Here is a 14919-nt window from a genome sequence, read left to right on the forward strand (position 1 = left end):
GCGTAATCCTCCGACGACCGCTTCAGCTCAGCCAGTTCCACTCAAGACACCGCAGCCGACGGCTCCCCCGCCGGGTGTCCTGCTGTGCGCCATGAAGGGTTGACGCAATGACGCCGAACTCCGCCACCTCCGCTCCCAGCCGGAGAAGCTTCCTCGCCTCCACGGCGGTCGCCGCGGCCGCCGTGGCGGGCGGGATGCCGCTACTCGCCGCCTGCGGCGGTGGGAACGACGGCAACAAGGAGGGCACCACCTCCGGGAAGGCTGCCCAGAAGATCCTTCCGACGTTCGTGGCGTCGAGCGTCGTGACGCCCGACCTTCCGTCGAAGAACGGGTCGGCGGCGGGGTTCACCCAGGCGATCGACCTGAACGCGCTGAAGACGTCCGTGCCGAAGAAGCTGGGCGGCGGCGGCGACCTCAAGATCATGTCGCCGTTCTGGGGCAGCCCGCCGGCCAACGACAACGCGTACTACACCGCCATGAACGAGGCCATCGGCATCAAGACGACCTGGCAGAACCAGGACGGCAACACCTATGACGAGAAGCTGGGCGCGATCCTCGCCTCCAGCGACATCCCGGACGTGGTGGTCGTCCCGGGCTGGAACCTGAACGGCAAGATACCCAGCGCCATCAACGCCAAGTTCGCGGACCTCGGCCCCTACCTGTCCGGCGACAAGGTCAAGGACTACCCGAACCTCGCGGCCGTACCGACCGACGCCTGGCAGCGCTCCATCTTCGGCGGCCAGCTGCGCGCGATCCCGATGCCGGCGTCGTACGTCACGAACATCGCGCCCTTCTACCGCAAGGACATCTTCGCGAAGAAGGGCTACACCCTCCCCAAGACGCCCGACGAGTTCATCGCCTGGGCGAAGGAGGCCACCGACGCCAAGGCGAAGGTGTGGGCCTGCGACGACCTCAAGTGGACGGCCTTCAACATCTACGGCGTCCTCAACGGCAGCGACAAGGCGCTGTGGTGGGACCTGCGGGACGGCAAGCTGGTCAACCGCATCGAGACCGACGAGTACCTCGAAGCCCTGGAGTGGATGCGCAAGCTCTACGACGCCGACGTCGTCCACCCCGACGCCAAGGCCGTCAAGGGCGACGCGTCCAACCGCTTCACCGCCGGCCAGTCCCTCGTCTTCAACGGCGACCTGTCCTACTGGTACGGCTCGACGGCCGAACAGCGCACCCAGAAGGCCGACTTCGAGATGGGCGCGTTCGACATCTTCGGCCCCGACGGCGGCGACCCCACGCTCTGGGCGACCCAGCCCGCCGGCATCTTCACCTTCGTCAGCAAGAAGGCGTCGAAGCAGCAGATCAAGGACTTCCTCGCGCTCGCCAACTACTGCGCCTCGCCGTACGGCACCAAGGAGTACATGCTCACGGTCTACGGCGTCGAGGGCACCGACTACACGCTGAAGAACGGCCTGCCCACCAAGACCACCAAGGGCACCAACGAGGTCAACGGCGCCTACGACTACACCGGCGACCCGGCCGCCTACCTCGCCCACCCCGACCTGCCCGAGATCGCCAAGCTCCAGGTCGAATGGCAGCAGCGCATGGGTGCCTTCACCAAGAAGTCCTCCTTCTACGGGCTCACCATCACCGAGCCCAACCGGTGGACCAACCTCGCCAACGACTTCGAGCAGCTGGAGGACGACATCGTCCGCGGCCGCAAGAAGATCAGCGACATGCAGCAGGCGGTGTCCGACTGGAAGAAGAAGGGCGGCGACGACCTGCGCGCCTGGTACAAGAAGCTGCTCGACGACAACGGCTCCACGGCCAAGTGACCCAGGGCTGAGGCAAGGAGAAGGCCGTGTCCCACAGCACGGTGCCTCGGAGCAGGGCCGAGGCGAAGACGAGTAAGAAGAGGTCGGGCGAGGATTCGCCCGGCGGGGCCGCCGCGAAGGCCGCCGGCAAGCGGGCCGGGAAGCGGGCCGGAAAGCTGAGCTTCCGGCTCCGGTTCAGACGCGACCGCACCCTGATCCTGATGACGCTGCCGGCCATCGCGCTGATCCTCGTCTTCAATTACATACCGGTCCTCGGTAACGTCGTCGCCTTCCAGGACTACGACCCGTACCTGAGCGACAACGGTTTCGTCGCCATGTTCGAGAGTCCCTGGGTCGGCTTCGAGAACTTCCAGCGGATCTTCGAGGACTCGGCCTTCTGGCACGCGCTGCAGAACACCTTCGTGCTGTTCTCCCTCCAGCTGGTGCTCTACTTCCCGATCCCGATCCTGCTCGCGCTGCTCATCAACAGCGTGGTCAGGCCCCGGGTCCGGGCGGTCGCCCAGGCGATCATGTACCTCCCGCACTTCTTCTCGTGGGTCCTCGTCGTCACGGTCTTCCAGCAGATCTTCGGCGGCGCGGGCATCATCGCGCAGACCCTGCGCCAGCACGGGCACAAGGGCATCGACCTGATGACCGACCCCGGGATCTTCAAGTTCCTGGTGACGGCCGAGGGCGTCTGGAAGGACGCGGGCTGGGGCATCATCGTCTTCCTCGCGGCCCTGTCCTCCGTATCGAATGATCTGTACGAGGCCGCCGCCATGGACGGTGCCGGGCGCTGGCGGCGGATGTGGCACATCACGCTGCCCGCCCTGCGCCCGGTGATCGCCCTGCTGCTCGTCCTCCGTGTCGGCGACGCGCTGACGGTCGGCTTCGAGCAACTGCTGCTCCAGCGCGACTCGGTGGGCCCCGGCGCCTCCGACGTCCTGGACACCTACGTCTGGTGGAACGGCATCCGTAACCAGGACTTCGGCTACGCCGCTGCCGCCGGGCTCATCAAGGGCATCGTCGGCCTGGGGCTCGTGCTGACCGCCAACAAGGTCGCCCACCTCATGGGTGAGCAGGGGGTGTACAAGAAATGACCGCCGTCATCGACAAAGCCGCGAACACGCCCGCCAACAGGCCCGACGACAGGCCGAGCCGCTGGGCGGCACCGCCCCGCCCGCCCTGGGAGGAGGAGCCGTCGAAGCCGGGCCTCGCGGGCAAGGGCCTCGCCCTCACCCTGGCCGCCTTCGCGATCCTCTTCCCCCTGTGGATCGTCGTCGTCACCAGCCTCCAGTCGAGGAAGACCATCGACGCGGCCGGCGGCCTGGTGGTGATCCCCAAGGGCATCACCTTCGTCGCCTACAAGGAACTGCTCAGCGGCGGCCAGGTCCAGCGCGCCGCCATGGTCAGCCTCGGCGTGACCCTGATCGGCACGCTGTTCAGCATGGCGGTCTCGGTGCTGTGCGCGTACGGCCTCTCGCGGGTCGGATCGACCGGCCACCGCTGGTTCCTGATGCTGCTGCTCGCCACGATGTTCTTCGGCGCCGGTCTCATCCCGACCTATCTGCTGGTGCAGGCCCTGGGGCTGACCGACACCTATCTAGCGCTGATCCTTCCCAGCGCGGTGAGCGTCTTCAACATCCTGGTGCTGCGGTCGTTCTTCATGGGCATCTCGCCCGAACTCATCGACAGCGCCCGCATCGACGGCGCCGGCGACTGGCGCATCCTGTGGAAGATCGTGATGCCGCTCTCCCGCGCCGTGCTCGCGGTGATCTCCCTCTTCTACGCGGTCGGCTACTGGAGTGCCTGGTTCAACGCCTCCATCTACCTCACCGACCAGGACATGATGCCGCTGCAGAACGTCATGATCCAGCTGGTGCAGAAGCAGGAACGGCCGGTCGGTCTCGCCACGCAGATCAATACCGGGCAGCTGTCTCCGCTCGCCATCCAGATGGCCGTCATGGTGATGGCGCTGCTGCCGGTCGCGATCCTGTCGCCGTTCGTCCAGCGGCACTTCAAGAAGGGCATGCTCACCGGAGCCGTGAAGGGCTGACTGGCGTCAGCCGTCTATCCCTCCGGCCCGCTGCGGCCCCCCTCTGTTCCACCGCGGCCGACTTGCTCCTGATCAGCGGTCGGTCGCGGTGGGCTCAACGGTTCACTCCGCGGGGGTGAGCCTCAAAAACGCCGGTCGTCTGTGAGCTGCGGGTCCGTTGTGGCTGGTCGCGCCCACGCGGCGGAGCCGCAAATGTCACAGCCCCGCGCCCCTAAAAGGGGCGCTGTCCCCCGCCGCTCGTTATGGGGCGCCGCTCCCCTCCTCTCCCCTCCTAGAACGAGGTATGTCATGCGCACGCCCCGCCTGAGCAGACGAGCCGTCCTTGCCGGGAGTGCGGCCGTCGCCGCGGTCGCCGGTCTCCCCGCGCTGGGGTCCCAGGCGCAGGCCGCCGAAGCCGCCGCCACCCCCTCCTACCGCTGGCGCAACGCCGTCATCGGTGGCACGGGCTTCGTCACCGGTGTGCTGTTCCACCCGGCCGTACGCGGGCTCGTCTACGCCCGCACCGATATCGGCGGCGCCTTCCGCTGGGACAACGCGACCGCGCAGTGGACCCCGCTCATCGACCACCTGGGCTGGGACGACTGGAACCTCCTCGGCGTCGAGGCGCTCGCCGTCGACCCCGCGCACCCCGACCGGCTGTACCTCGCCGTCGGCACCTACGCCCAGTCGTGGGCGAGCAACGGCGCGGTCCTGCGCTCCGACGACCGCGGGGCCACCTGGACGCGTACCGACCTGTCGGTGAAGCTCGGCGCGAACGAGGACGGGCGTGGGGCCGGGGAGCGGCTCCTCGTCGACCCGCGCGACAGCGACACCCTGTGGCTGGGCACCCGGCACGACGGACTGCTCAAGTCGACCGACCGCGGTGCCACGTGGGCAGCCGTCAGCGGCTTCCCGGCGACCGCGAGCTCCTCCGGGCAGGGCGTCACCTTCCTGGTCGCGGCCGGGCGCACCGTCTACGCCGGCTGGGGCGACGGCGACGGCACCTCGGGCACGGCGAACCTGTACCGCACGGCCGACGGCACGACCTGGGAGGCCGTACCCGGGCAGCCGTCCGGCACCTCCGCCAAGGTCCCGCTCCGCGCCGCGTACGACACGCACACCCGCGAGCTGTACGTGACGTACGGCAACGCGCCCGGGCCCAACGGCCAGTCCGACGGCAGCGTGCACAAGCTGCGCACCGCCACCGGCAAGTGGACCGATGTGAGCCCCGTGAAGCCGGGCGGCACCACGTCCGACGGATCGGCGGACACCTTCGCCTACGGGGGCGTGGCGACCGACGCCTGCCGTGCGGGCACCGTCGTCGTCTCGACCAACAGCCGGTGGGCCGACGGCGACACCGTCTTCCGGTCCACCGACGGCGGCCGTACCTGGACGTCCCTCAAGGACGCGGCCGTGTTCGACGTATCCGAGACTCCTTTCCTCAACTGGGGTGGCGACAAGCCCAAGTTCGGCTGGTGGATCCAGGCGGTCGCCGTCGACCCGTACGACTCGAAGCACATCGTGTACGGGACCGGCGCGACCCTCTACGGCACCCGTGACCTCAAGAACTGGGCACCGCAGATCCGCGGCCTGGAGGAGACGGCCGTGCGCCAGCTGATCTCGCCCCCGGCCGGGGAGGCGCATCTGCTCAGCGGGCTCGGGGACATCGGCGTGATGTACCACGAGCGGCTCACGGCGTCTCCGTCGCGCGGCATGGCGGCGAACCCCGTGTTCGGGTCGGCGACGGGACTCGCGCAGGCCGCGGCCAAGCCGTCGTACGTCGTCCGGGCGGGCTGGGGCGACAACGGCAACGGCGCGTACTCCCACGACGGCGGGCAGACCTGGGCGCCCTTCGCGGGACAGCCCGACATCGCCAAGAGCGCACCGGGGCCGATCGCCACCAGTGCCGACGGCGGTACGCTGCTGTGGTCCTTCGTGCACTGGGACGGCACGAAGTACGCGGCTCACCGCTCGACGGACAACGGCGCGACCTGGTCCGAGGTCTCCTCCTTCCCGAAGGGCGCCACGCCGGTCGCCGACCCGGCCGACCCGACGCTCTTCTACGCATACGACACCGACACAGGAACGCTATACGCCAGCACTGACAGTGGCCTCTCCTTCACCAAGCGTGCGGAGGGGCTGCCGTCCGGCGACAGCCAGTTCAAGCTGGTCGCGGCGCCCGGGCGCTCCGGTGACCTGTGGCTCTCCGTCAAGTGGAACGGGCTCTACCGGTCCACCGACGGTGGCGCGAGCTTCGCCAAGGTCGCCAGCTGCTGGGCCTCGTACACCCTCGGGTTCGGCAAGGCGGCCGACGGCGCGGACTACCCGGCGATCTACCAGGTCGGCGCGACGGAGACCATCACCGCCGTCTACCGCTCCGACGACGCGGCCAAGACCTGGGTCCGCATCAACGACGACGCCCACCAGTGGGGCTGGATCGGCGAGGTCATCACCGGCGACCCGCGCGTGTACGGCCGGGTGTACCTCGGCACGAACGGGCGCGGCATCCAGTACGGGGAGTCCGTCTGATGCCCACGGACAAGGAATCCACGGCCACGGACAAGGGACTGACGTCCACCGACACGGGACCGAGCCTGAGCGACGCCACCCGCGGCCGCATTCTCTTCGGCGGCGACTACAACCCCGAGCAGTGGCCCGAGGAGACCTGGCATGAGGACGTACGCCTCATGAAGGAGGCGGGCGTCAACTCCGTCACCGTCGGCGTCTTCTCCTGGGCCAAGCTCGAACCCACCCCAGGGGCAAGGGAGTTCGGCTGGCTCGACCGGCTGATGGACCTGCTGCACGACAACGGCATCGGCGTCGTCCTGGCCACCCCCACCTCCTCGCCCCCGCCGTGGATGGGCCGGCTCCATCCGGAGACGTTGCCCCGCGACGAGGACGGCCGGATCGAGTGGTGGGGCGGCCGCCAGCACTTCGCCCACTCCAGCGCCGTCTACCGGCGTTACGCCGCCGCCATCACCGAGGACCTCGCCGCCCGCTATGGCGGCCACCCCGCCCTCACGATGTGGCACATCAACAACGAGTACTGCACCTTCGACTGGAGCGACACGGCCGCTGCCGCCTTCCGCCGCTGGCTCCAAAACAAGTACGAGACACTCGACGCCCTCAACACCGCCTGGGGCACGGCCTTCTGGAGCCAGGGCTACGACATCTGGGAGGGCGTCCTCCCGCCGCGCCACGCCCACTACATGAACAACCCCACCCAGGTGCTCGACTTCAAGCGCTTCACCTCCGACGCGCTCATGGAGTGCTTCGTCGCCGAGCGGGACATCGTCGCCCGGCACACCCCGCACATACCGGTGACCAGCAACTTCATGCCGTTCTGGCAGGGCCAGGACGCCTGGGAGTGGGCCGAGCGGGAGGATGTCGTATCGGTCGACATCTATCCGGACCCGCGCGATCCGTTCGGCGGCCAGTACTCCGCGCTGATCCACGACATGACCCGCTCCCAGGCCCGCGGCGGCCCCTGGATGATCATGGAACAGGCCGCGGGGCCGGTCAACTGGCGCGGCGTCAACCACCCCAAGCCGCACGGCCTCAACCGCCTCTGGTCCCTCCAGGCCGTGGCCCGCGGCGCCGACGCCGTCTGCTACTTCCAGTGGCGCCAGTCCCGGCAGGGCGCGGAGAAGTTCCACTCCGGCATGGTCAGCCACGCGGGGGAGCGAGGCCGCACCTTCCAGGAGGTCAAGCGGATCGGCGCCGAACTCGCCCTGCTGAGCCCCAAAGTGGCAGACAGTCAGGTGCGCGGAAGCGATGTCGCCGTACTGCTCGACTGGAACGCCTGGTGGGCGAGTCAGCAGGCCGGCCGGCTGTCCTCCGAGATCGACTACCCGGCCGTCGTACGCGCCTGGCACCGCGCCCTGTGGGAGGCGAACACCACCGCGTCCTTCGCCCACCCCGAGCACGACCTGTCCGCGTACAAGCTCGTCGTCGTACCGCAGTCGTATCTCCTGACCGACGCGGCGATCGACAACCTCGTGGCGTACGTACGCGACGGTGGCACCCTCGTCTCCGGCTTCCTCACCGGTGTCGCCGACGAGGACGACCGGGTGCGCCCCGGCGGCATGGACGAGCGGCTCCGTGAACTCTTCGGCATCCGGACGCTCCACGAGTGGTGGCCGCTCGACGCCGACGAGAAGGCCGACGCCGAGGGCTTCCGCGGCACCCTGTGGTCCGAGGAGATCGAGGCGGCGGACGACGTCGACTCCGTCGTCCCGTACAAGGGCGGCGAGCTCGACGGTCTGCCCGCGGTGCTGCGCAAGGGGCGGGCCTGGTACCTCTCCACCCTGCCCGAGCCCGACGCGCTGCGGACGCTGATCGCCTCGATCGCCGAGGGTGCGGGCGTCCGGCCGCCGCTCGACGGCCTTCCGGCGGGCGTGGAGGCCGTACGCCGCGGTGATCTGCTGTTCCTGCTCCATCATGGGCGGGACACGGTCACCGTGCCCGTGCCCGGCCGCCATCGCGACCTGCTGACCGGCGAGCACGTCACCGGAGACGTGGAGCTCGGGCGGTACGGGGTGGCCGTGCTGGAGGCGGCTCCATGAGCGAGCCCGTCCACGCGCCTGTTCAGGAGCCCACGCACGAGCCCACGTACGAGCCCGTCCCTGAGCCTGTTCACGGCACCTGGGAGTCGATGCCCGCCGCCCGCTGGGAGGACGCCTTCCTGAGCGGGAACGGCACGCACGGCGTCATGGTGTTCGGTGATCCGAACGACGACCGGGTTGTCGTCAACCATCACAGCCTGATCCGCCCGAACGGCAGCGCGGACGCCCGTCCGCCCGCGCTCGCCCACCGGCTGCCGGAGATACAGGACCGGTTGCTGGCCGGGGACGTCACGGCGGGGGAGGAGTTCACCGACGGGCGGCCGCTGCTGTGGGTGCAGCCCTTCCACCCGGCGTTCCAGGTGCGGCTGTGCCGCGCGGCCACGGAGTGGCGTGCGTACCGGCGGGAGGTCGACTTCTCCACCGGAGTCGTCGGCGCCGAGCACGGTGGGTGGCGCAGCGAGGTCTTCGTCTCACGTGCCGACGACGTCGTGGTCCAGTACGTCACCGAACCCGGCCTCACCGTCGACGTGACGCTCGACCACCGACTGCCGGGCGCACCCGGCGACTTGGCGGTGGGACACAGTGCCGTGCTCACCGCCGAGGGCGCCGTGCTGACCCTGCGTGCCCGCTACCCGGACAGCGACCTGGCGTACACCGGAGTCACCCTCGCCGTGGTCACCGGCGGCCGGACCCGTACCGCGCTCTCCGGAGTACGGGTCGAGGGCGCCCGCTCGTTGCTCCTGCTCACCCGCGTACGGCGGCACACGGGCGAACTGGACGCCCTCGCCGAGGCCCGTGAGCTGAGGGCCCTGCTGCCCGGCGCCCCTTCCGAGGCGGGCGCCTCCGCCGAGGCCGACGCCGCCGAGGCCGCGTACGCCCACCTCCTCGCCCGCCACACCGCCCTCCACCGCCCCGCCTACCTCCGAACCGCCCTCGATCTGCACGCCGACGGCACCGAACGGGCGCTCCCCGGCTCGGAGTTGGTCCGTCTGCCCAAGAGCCCGGCGCTCCTGGAGCGGCTCTTCGCGGCCGGCCGCTACCACCTGCTGTCCGCCGCAGGGACGCTGCCGCCGCGGCTCACCGGACTGTGGACCGGCGACTGGGACACCGCCTGGTCCGGGGCGTTCACCACGGACGCCAACCTCAATCTCCAGACCGCGTCGGCCGCCGCTGCGGCGCTCCCCGAAGTCACCGAGGCCCATGCCGCCCTGATCCACGGGCAGTTGCCCCACTGGCGCGACAACGCCCGCGCGATCTTCGGCACACGGGGAGTCGTCGCCCCCGCGCACACCGACGGCGAGTCCGGGCACATCTACCACCTCAGCCGCGAATACCCCCTGCACGCGTGGACCGCCGGCGCCGACTGGCTCCTGAAGCCGCTTGTGGACCACGACGAGACCCGCGGCGCACGCGACCCGCGGCTGGCCGCCGCGCTCGCCGAAGTGGCGTACTTCTACGAGGACTTCCTCACCCGGACCGACGACGCCGGACACCTCGTGATCGTGCCGTCGTACTCCCCGGAGAACCGTCCCGCCCACGCGAGCTGGATCACCCTCAACGCCGCCATGGACCTCTCCGCGGCCCGCCACGCCCTGCGCACGGCGGCCGACTACCACCCCGGACCCGACGCCGAGCGCTGGCGCGCGCTCGCCGACCGGCTGCCGACGCACCGCGTCAACGCCGAGGGCGCGCTGGCCGAGTGGGCCTGGCCCGGCCTCGACGACACCTACGACCACCGCCACCTCAGCCACCTCTACGGCGTCTGGCCGCTCGACGAGATCAATCCGTACGACACCCCGGAACTGGCCTCGGCCGCCCATCGCGCGCTCGAACTGCGCGGCGCCGAGAACGACTCCGCGCACGGCCACCTCCACCACGCCCTGGTGGCGGCCCGGCTGAGGGACGGAGAGCGGGTCGCGGGAGCCCTGGACAACGTCCTGGCCGGGGACTTCTTCCACGTCTCCCTGATGAGCGGGCACTACCCGAACCGGCACGTCTACAACGCGGACGCCGCCCACACGCTCCCGGCCGTGCTCATCGAGATGCTGATCCAGTCCACCCCGGACCGGCTCGTCCTCCTGCCCGCGGTCCCCGCCGCGTACCCGAGCGGCGAACTCCGCGGTATCCGCACGAGGTTCGGCGCCGAGGTCGACCTCACGTGGAACCCGGACGGTGCCACGGCCGTGGTCCGGCCGGGCCGCACCTGCCGCATCGAACTCATGACTTCCACCGGCGCGCGACCGCTCTCCCTGAGCGCCGGCGAAGACCGCGTCCTCACCCTGGGGCCGCGGTAACACCCCCCTGATCCCCCCCATCCATGGAAGGGACACCATGGCACGTCGCACTCTGAACAGGATCACCAAGGCCCTCATCGCCCCCGCGCTCGCGCTCGGTGCGACCATCGGCCTCGCCTCCGCCCCCGCCCAGGCAGCCGTCTGGAGCTCCTGCGACCAGTGGGGCAACACCACCCTCGACGGGTACACGCTCTACAACAACATCTGGGGCTCCGGCGCCGGCAGCCAGTGCATCTGGGCCAACTCCGGCACCAACTGGGGAGTTTGGGCCAACCACCCGGTCACGAGCGGCATCAAGTCGTACCCCAACTCCAAGAAGGTCGTCGGCAAGACGATCGCGTCGCTGTCGTCCCTCACCAGCACGTACAACGTGACCGTTCCGTCGTCCGGCGACTACAACACGTCGTACGACATCTGGGACACCGACTACGACTACGAGACCATGCTCTGGGTCAACTACAACGGGAACGTCGGCGCGCTCGGCACCTCCCAGGGCACCCTCACGCTCAACGGCAACACGTGGACCGTCTACAAGGGCAACAACGGCGCGAACGACGTCTTCTCGTTCCTGCGCTCCTCGGACTCCACGGCCGGCACCATCAACATCCTGCCGATCCTGAAGTGGATCGCGAACACCAAGGGCTGGATGTCGAGCAGCGAGACCATCGGTGACGTGCAGTTCGGCTTCGAGATCACCTCGTCCTCGGGCGGTCTCGACTTCGTCACCAACAACCTGACGGTCAGCAGCAGTTGACCGAACGGTAGCCGTGCAGCCGAACGGTAGCCGCGCATGAGAGTGCGGCCGGTCCCTCCCCCGGGACCGGCCGCACTTCCCTTTTCCGCGTGGCTACTCCGCTACGGGCAGCCGCGCCGCGTCCCGCAGGAACAGCGGGATGCGGTCCAGCGGGGCGTCGACGGTCACGGCCGCGCCCCCTTCGTACGTCTCACCGGTCCACGCGTCCGTCCAGTACGCGCCGGCCGGGAGGTACGCCGTACGGGCCGTCGCGCCCGCCGTCAGCACCGGCGCGACCAGCAGATCCGGGCCGAAGAGGTACGCGTCGTCCACCGACCAGGTGGCCTGGTCGTCCGGGAACTCCAGGAACAGCGGGCGCATCACCGGCAGCCCCTCCTCGTGGGCCTCCCGCATGACGTCCAGTACGTACGGCTTCAGGCGCTCGCGAAGCCGCAGGTACTTCTCCAGGATCGCGCCAGCCTTCTCGCCGTAGGACCAGACCTCGTTCGGGCCGCCGGTCATGTCGGGGCCGAGCGGCATGCCCGGGTCGCGGAAGCCGTGCAGACGCATCAGCGGGGACAGCGCGCCGAACTGGAACCAGCGGACCATGACCTCCTGGTACGCGGGGTCGGTCGGGTCGCCGCCGTGGAAGCCGCCGATGTCGGTGTTCCACCAGGGGATGCCGGACAGCGCGGTGTTGAGGCCGGCGGCTATCTGGCGGCGCAGGGTCGCGAAGTCCGTGCCGATGTCGCCGGACCACAGGGCGGCGCCGTAGCGCTGACTGCCCGCCCACGCCGAGCGGTTGAGGGTGACGACCTCGGTCTCACCGGCGGCCAGCATGCCCTCGTAGAAGGTGCGGGCGTTCTCGCGCGGGTACATGTTGCCGACTTCGAGGCCGGGGCCCGCGTGATAGCGCAGGTTCTCCTGGAAGCCGGGCTTCAGCTCCGGCTCGCAGGCGTCCAGCCAGAAGGCCGTGATGCCGTACGCGTCGAGGTAGTTGTCCTTCACCCGTGACCACAGGAAGTCGCGCGCCTCGGGGTTCGTCGCGTCGTAGAAGGCCACCTGGACGGTGGAGGCGACCCCCTTGTCGGGCCAGTCGGCGTGCGCCATCGGACCGTACTCGGTGCCGATGAAGTAGCCGCGCTGCTCCATGAGCTGGTGGTTCTCGGAGAGGGGCGAGACCGACGGCCACACGGACACGACCAGCTTGACGCCGAGTTCCGTGAGCTCCCGCTGCATGGCGGCCGGGTCGGGCCACTCCGTCGGGTCGAACTTCCACTCGCCCAGGTGGGTCCAGTGGAAGAAGTCGCAGACGATGACGGACAGCGGGAGGCCGCGGCGCTTGTACTCCCTTGCCACTTCGAGGAGTTCGTCCTGGGTGCGGTAGCGCAGCTTGCACTGCCAGAAGCCGGCCGCCCACTCGGGCAGCATGGGCGTACGGCCGGTGGCGGCGCTGTAGCGGCGCTGGGCGTCGGCGGGGTTGCCGGCCGTGATCCAGTAGTCGAGCTGGCGGGCCGAGTCGGCCACCCAGCGGGTGCCGTTGCCCGCGAGTTCGACGCGGCCGATGGCCGGGCTGTTCCACAGGAAGGTGTAGCCGCGGCTGGAGGTGAGCACCGGGACGGTGACCTCGGCGTTGCGCTGGACCAGGTCCAGGACCGCGCCCTTCTGGTCGAGGAGCCCGTGCTGGTGCTGCCCGAGGCCGTACAGCTTCTCGCCCTCGTACGCGGCGAACCGCTGCTCCAGGCGGTGGTGGCCGTTGCCGGCCGGGGTGTAGAGGCGCGAGCCGGGCCACCAGAAGTGGGCGCGCTCCTCGGCGAGCAGTTCACTCCCGTCGCTCGTCCTCAGGAAGCGGATGAGTCCCTCGGCGCTGACTTCGACGGTCAGCGCGCCGACCGTCAACTGGCCTTCGCCGTCGTGGAGTTTGACGGTGCTCTCGGTGGCCTCGGGCTCGTCGAGGAGCGCGCCGGGGAGGTCCTCGACGACCGGGCCCCCGAGCCGCGCGCGCACGCGGACCGCGTCCGGGCCCCACGGCTCGATACGGACGGTCTCCTGGCGGCCGCTCCACTCCAGCGCGCCGTCCCGCTCGCGGAACGTGCCGACGGTCGGGGAGGACTGCGCGAGGCTGACCGTGCTGTGACTGGTCTGGTTTTCGGCAGGCTGATTCACGTGGGGTGCTCCTGAAGGAAGGAGTGGCGACAGACCCGGCGCGGCTCTGAAAGTGCCGGGGCAGGTTGGGGTGCCGGGCGCCCTGATGGCGTACGGCGTCAGGAAGAAGAAGGGGAAGAGGAAGACGAAGGGGAAGTGACGGGCGAGCGGGTGGGAGTCAGGAAGCGGTCGGCGCCGGGCCCGTGCTCGCCCGTACCGTCAACTCGGGTGCGATGAGCACGACTTCGTCCTTGCCGTGCCCTTCGAGCTTGGCGATCAGGTGCTCCACGGCGTGCCGGCCCATCTCCTGCGCGGGGATGGCGACCGAGGTCAGCCGCACCGAGGCCTGCGTGGCGACCTGGTCCGGGCAGATCGCGATCACCGACACGTCCTCGGGGACGGCGCGGCCCTGCTGGCGCAGCAGCGCGAGCAGCGGTTCGACCGCGGACTCGTTCTGCACGACGAAGCCCGTGGTGCTCGGGCGCTCGTCGAACACCCGGGCCAGGGTCAGGGACATCGCGTCGAAGCCGCCCTCGCAGGGGCGGTGCAGCACGCGCAGGCCCAACTCCCTTGAGCGGGACCGCAGTCCGTCGAGGGTGCGCTCGGCGAAACCGGTGTGCCGTTCGTAGACCGCGGGCGCCTCGCCGATGACAGCGATGTCACGGTGGCCGAGGTGCGCCAGATGCTCGGCACACAGCGCGCCCGTCGCGCCGAAGTCGAGGTCGACGCAGGTCAGTCCGGAGGTGTCGGCGGGCAGGCCGATGAGCACGGACGGCTGGTCCGTTCCGCGCAGCAACGGCAGTCGCTCGTCGTCGAGTTCGACGTCCATCAGGATCATCGCGTCGGCGAGCCCGCTGCCGGTGACCCGGCGTACCGCGTCGGGACCCTCCTCGCCGGTGAGCAGCAGCACGTCGTACCCGTGGGTGCGGGCGTTGGTCGCCACCGCGATGGCGATCTCCATCATCACGGGGACGTACATGTCGGTACGGAGCGGAATCATCAGCGCGATGATGTTGGACCGGCTGCTCGCCAGGGCCCGGGCGCCCGCGTTCGGGTGGTAGCCGAGCTCCTGGATGCTCCGCTCGACCCGCTGCCGGGTGCCCGCGGAGATGGACCGCTTGCCGCTGAGGACATAGCTCACCGTGCTCGCCGAGACTCCGGCGTGCTGGGCGACCTCGGCGAGGGTGACCATCCAGCTCTCCAAGCTTTGTGAAGCGCTTCGACAGTGCGCGTATTGCGGATAGGGCGAGTGAGGGTGGCTTGACACTAGCTCGGTGGAGAATCCGTGTCCATAGGTTGTCGAAGCGCTTCGACAACTAAATTCTTGAGTGCGTCATGGCAACCTCTCGGGCCTGCGGTGACCACTGAGGGGCGTACACAG

General features: G+C 69.7%; 9 protein-coding genes. 7 read left to right on the forward strand and 2 right to left on the reverse strand.

Annotation, left to right across the window (positions count from 1 at the left end; genetic code table 11):
- Window positions 1-107 precede the first annotated feature (107 nt).
- The 7 genes from OG975_RS34410 (at window position 108) to OG975_RS34440 (ending at window position 11414) form a co-directional block, all read left to right on the forward strand.
- A complete protein-coding gene (locus tag OG975_RS34410) occupies window positions 108-1787 on the forward strand; it encodes a Tat pathway signal sequence domain protein (RefSeq protein ID WP_406333202.1) in 1680 nt (559 codons plus the stop codon).
- A 26-nt stretch (window positions 1788-1813) separates the two neighbouring features.
- A complete protein-coding gene (locus OG975_RS34415) occupies window positions 1814-2866 on the forward strand; it encodes an ABC transporter permease (RefSeq protein ID WP_406333204.1) in 1053 nt (350 codons plus the stop codon).
- Window positions 2863-3822, forward strand: coding sequence for a carbohydrate ABC transporter permease (locus tag OG975_RS34420; RefSeq protein WP_406333205.1), 960 nt, complete (start codon window positions 2863-2865; stop codon window positions 3820-3822). Before OG975_RS34415 ends, OG975_RS34420 begins: the two co-directional genes overlap by 4 nt.
- A 288-nt stretch (window positions 3823-4110) precedes the next feature.
- Entirely contained in the window at window positions 4111-6330 is a 2220-nt protein-coding gene (locus tag OG975_RS34425; RefSeq protein ID WP_406333207.1) for a 1,4-beta-glucanase, read from the forward strand.
- On the forward strand, window positions 6330-8366 hold the full coding sequence (locus OG975_RS34430; RefSeq protein WP_406333208.1) for a beta-galactosidase: 2037 nt from the start codon (window positions 6330-6332) through the stop codon (window positions 8364-8366). Before OG975_RS34425 ends, OG975_RS34430 begins: the two co-directional genes overlap by 1 nt.
- 89 nt (window positions 8367-8455) lie before the next feature.
- Window positions 8456-10660, forward strand: a complete 2205-nt coding sequence (locus OG975_RS34435; RefSeq protein ID WP_406336604.1) for a glycosyl hydrolase family 95 catalytic domain-containing protein — start codon at window positions 8456-8458, stop codon at window positions 10658-10660.
- A 37-nt stretch (window positions 10661-10697) separates the two neighbouring features.
- Window positions 10698-11414, forward strand: coding sequence for a glycoside hydrolase family 12 protein (locus tag OG975_RS34440; protein ID WP_406333209.1), 717 nt, complete (start codon window positions 10698-10700; stop codon window positions 11412-11414).
- A gap of 93 nt (window positions 11415-11507) precedes the next feature.
- Here the strand turns inward: OG975_RS34440 and OG975_RS34445 are convergent, their stop codons facing one another.
- The gene (locus OG975_RS34445) at window positions 11508-13559 is read right to left on the reverse strand and encodes a TIM-barrel domain-containing protein (protein WP_406333210.1); all 2052 of its coding nucleotides are present in this window, start codon (window positions 13557-13559) and stop codon (window positions 11508-11510) included.
- A gap of 157 nt (window positions 13560-13716) precedes the next feature.
- On the reverse strand, window positions 13717-14730 hold the full coding sequence (locus tag OG975_RS34450; protein ID WP_406333211.1) for a LacI family DNA-binding transcriptional regulator: 1014 nt from the start codon (window positions 14728-14730) through the stop codon (window positions 13717-13719).
- Window positions 14731-14919 lie beyond the last annotated feature (189 nt).

Source organism: Streptomyces sp. NBC_00203 (assembly GCF_045206325.1).
Classification (GTDB): Bacteria; Actinomycetota; Actinomycetes; order Streptomycetales; family Streptomycetaceae; genus Streptomyces; species Streptomyces lutosisoli.

Coding starts and splice junctions, on each gene's coding strand:
- OG975_RS34410 (WP_406333202.1), top strand. CDS start 108: ATGACGCCGAACTCCGCCACCTCCGCTCCCAGCCGGAGAAGCTTCCTC.
- OG975_RS34420 (WP_406333205.1), top strand. CDS start 2,863: ATGACCGCCGTCATCGACAAAGCCGCGAACACGCCCGCCAACAGGCCC.
- OG975_RS34425 (WP_406333207.1), top strand. CDS start 4,111: ATGCGCACGCCCCGCCTGAGCAGACGAGCCGTCCTTGCCGGGAGTGCG.
- OG975_RS34430 (WP_406333208.1), top strand. CDS start 6,330: ATGCCCACGGACAAGGAATCCACGGCCACGGACAAGGGACTGACGTCC.
- OG975_RS34435 (WP_406336604.1), top strand. CDS start 8,456: ATGCCCGCCGCCCGCTGGGAGGACGCCTTCCTGAGCGGGAACGGCACG.
- OG975_RS34440 (WP_406333209.1), top strand. CDS start 10,698: ATGGCACGTCGCACTCTGAACAGGATCACCAAGGCCCTCATCGCCCCC.
- OG975_RS34450 (WP_406333211.1), bottom strand. CDS start 14,730: ATGGTCACCCTCGCCGAGGTCGCCCAGCACGCCGGAGTCTCGGCGAGC.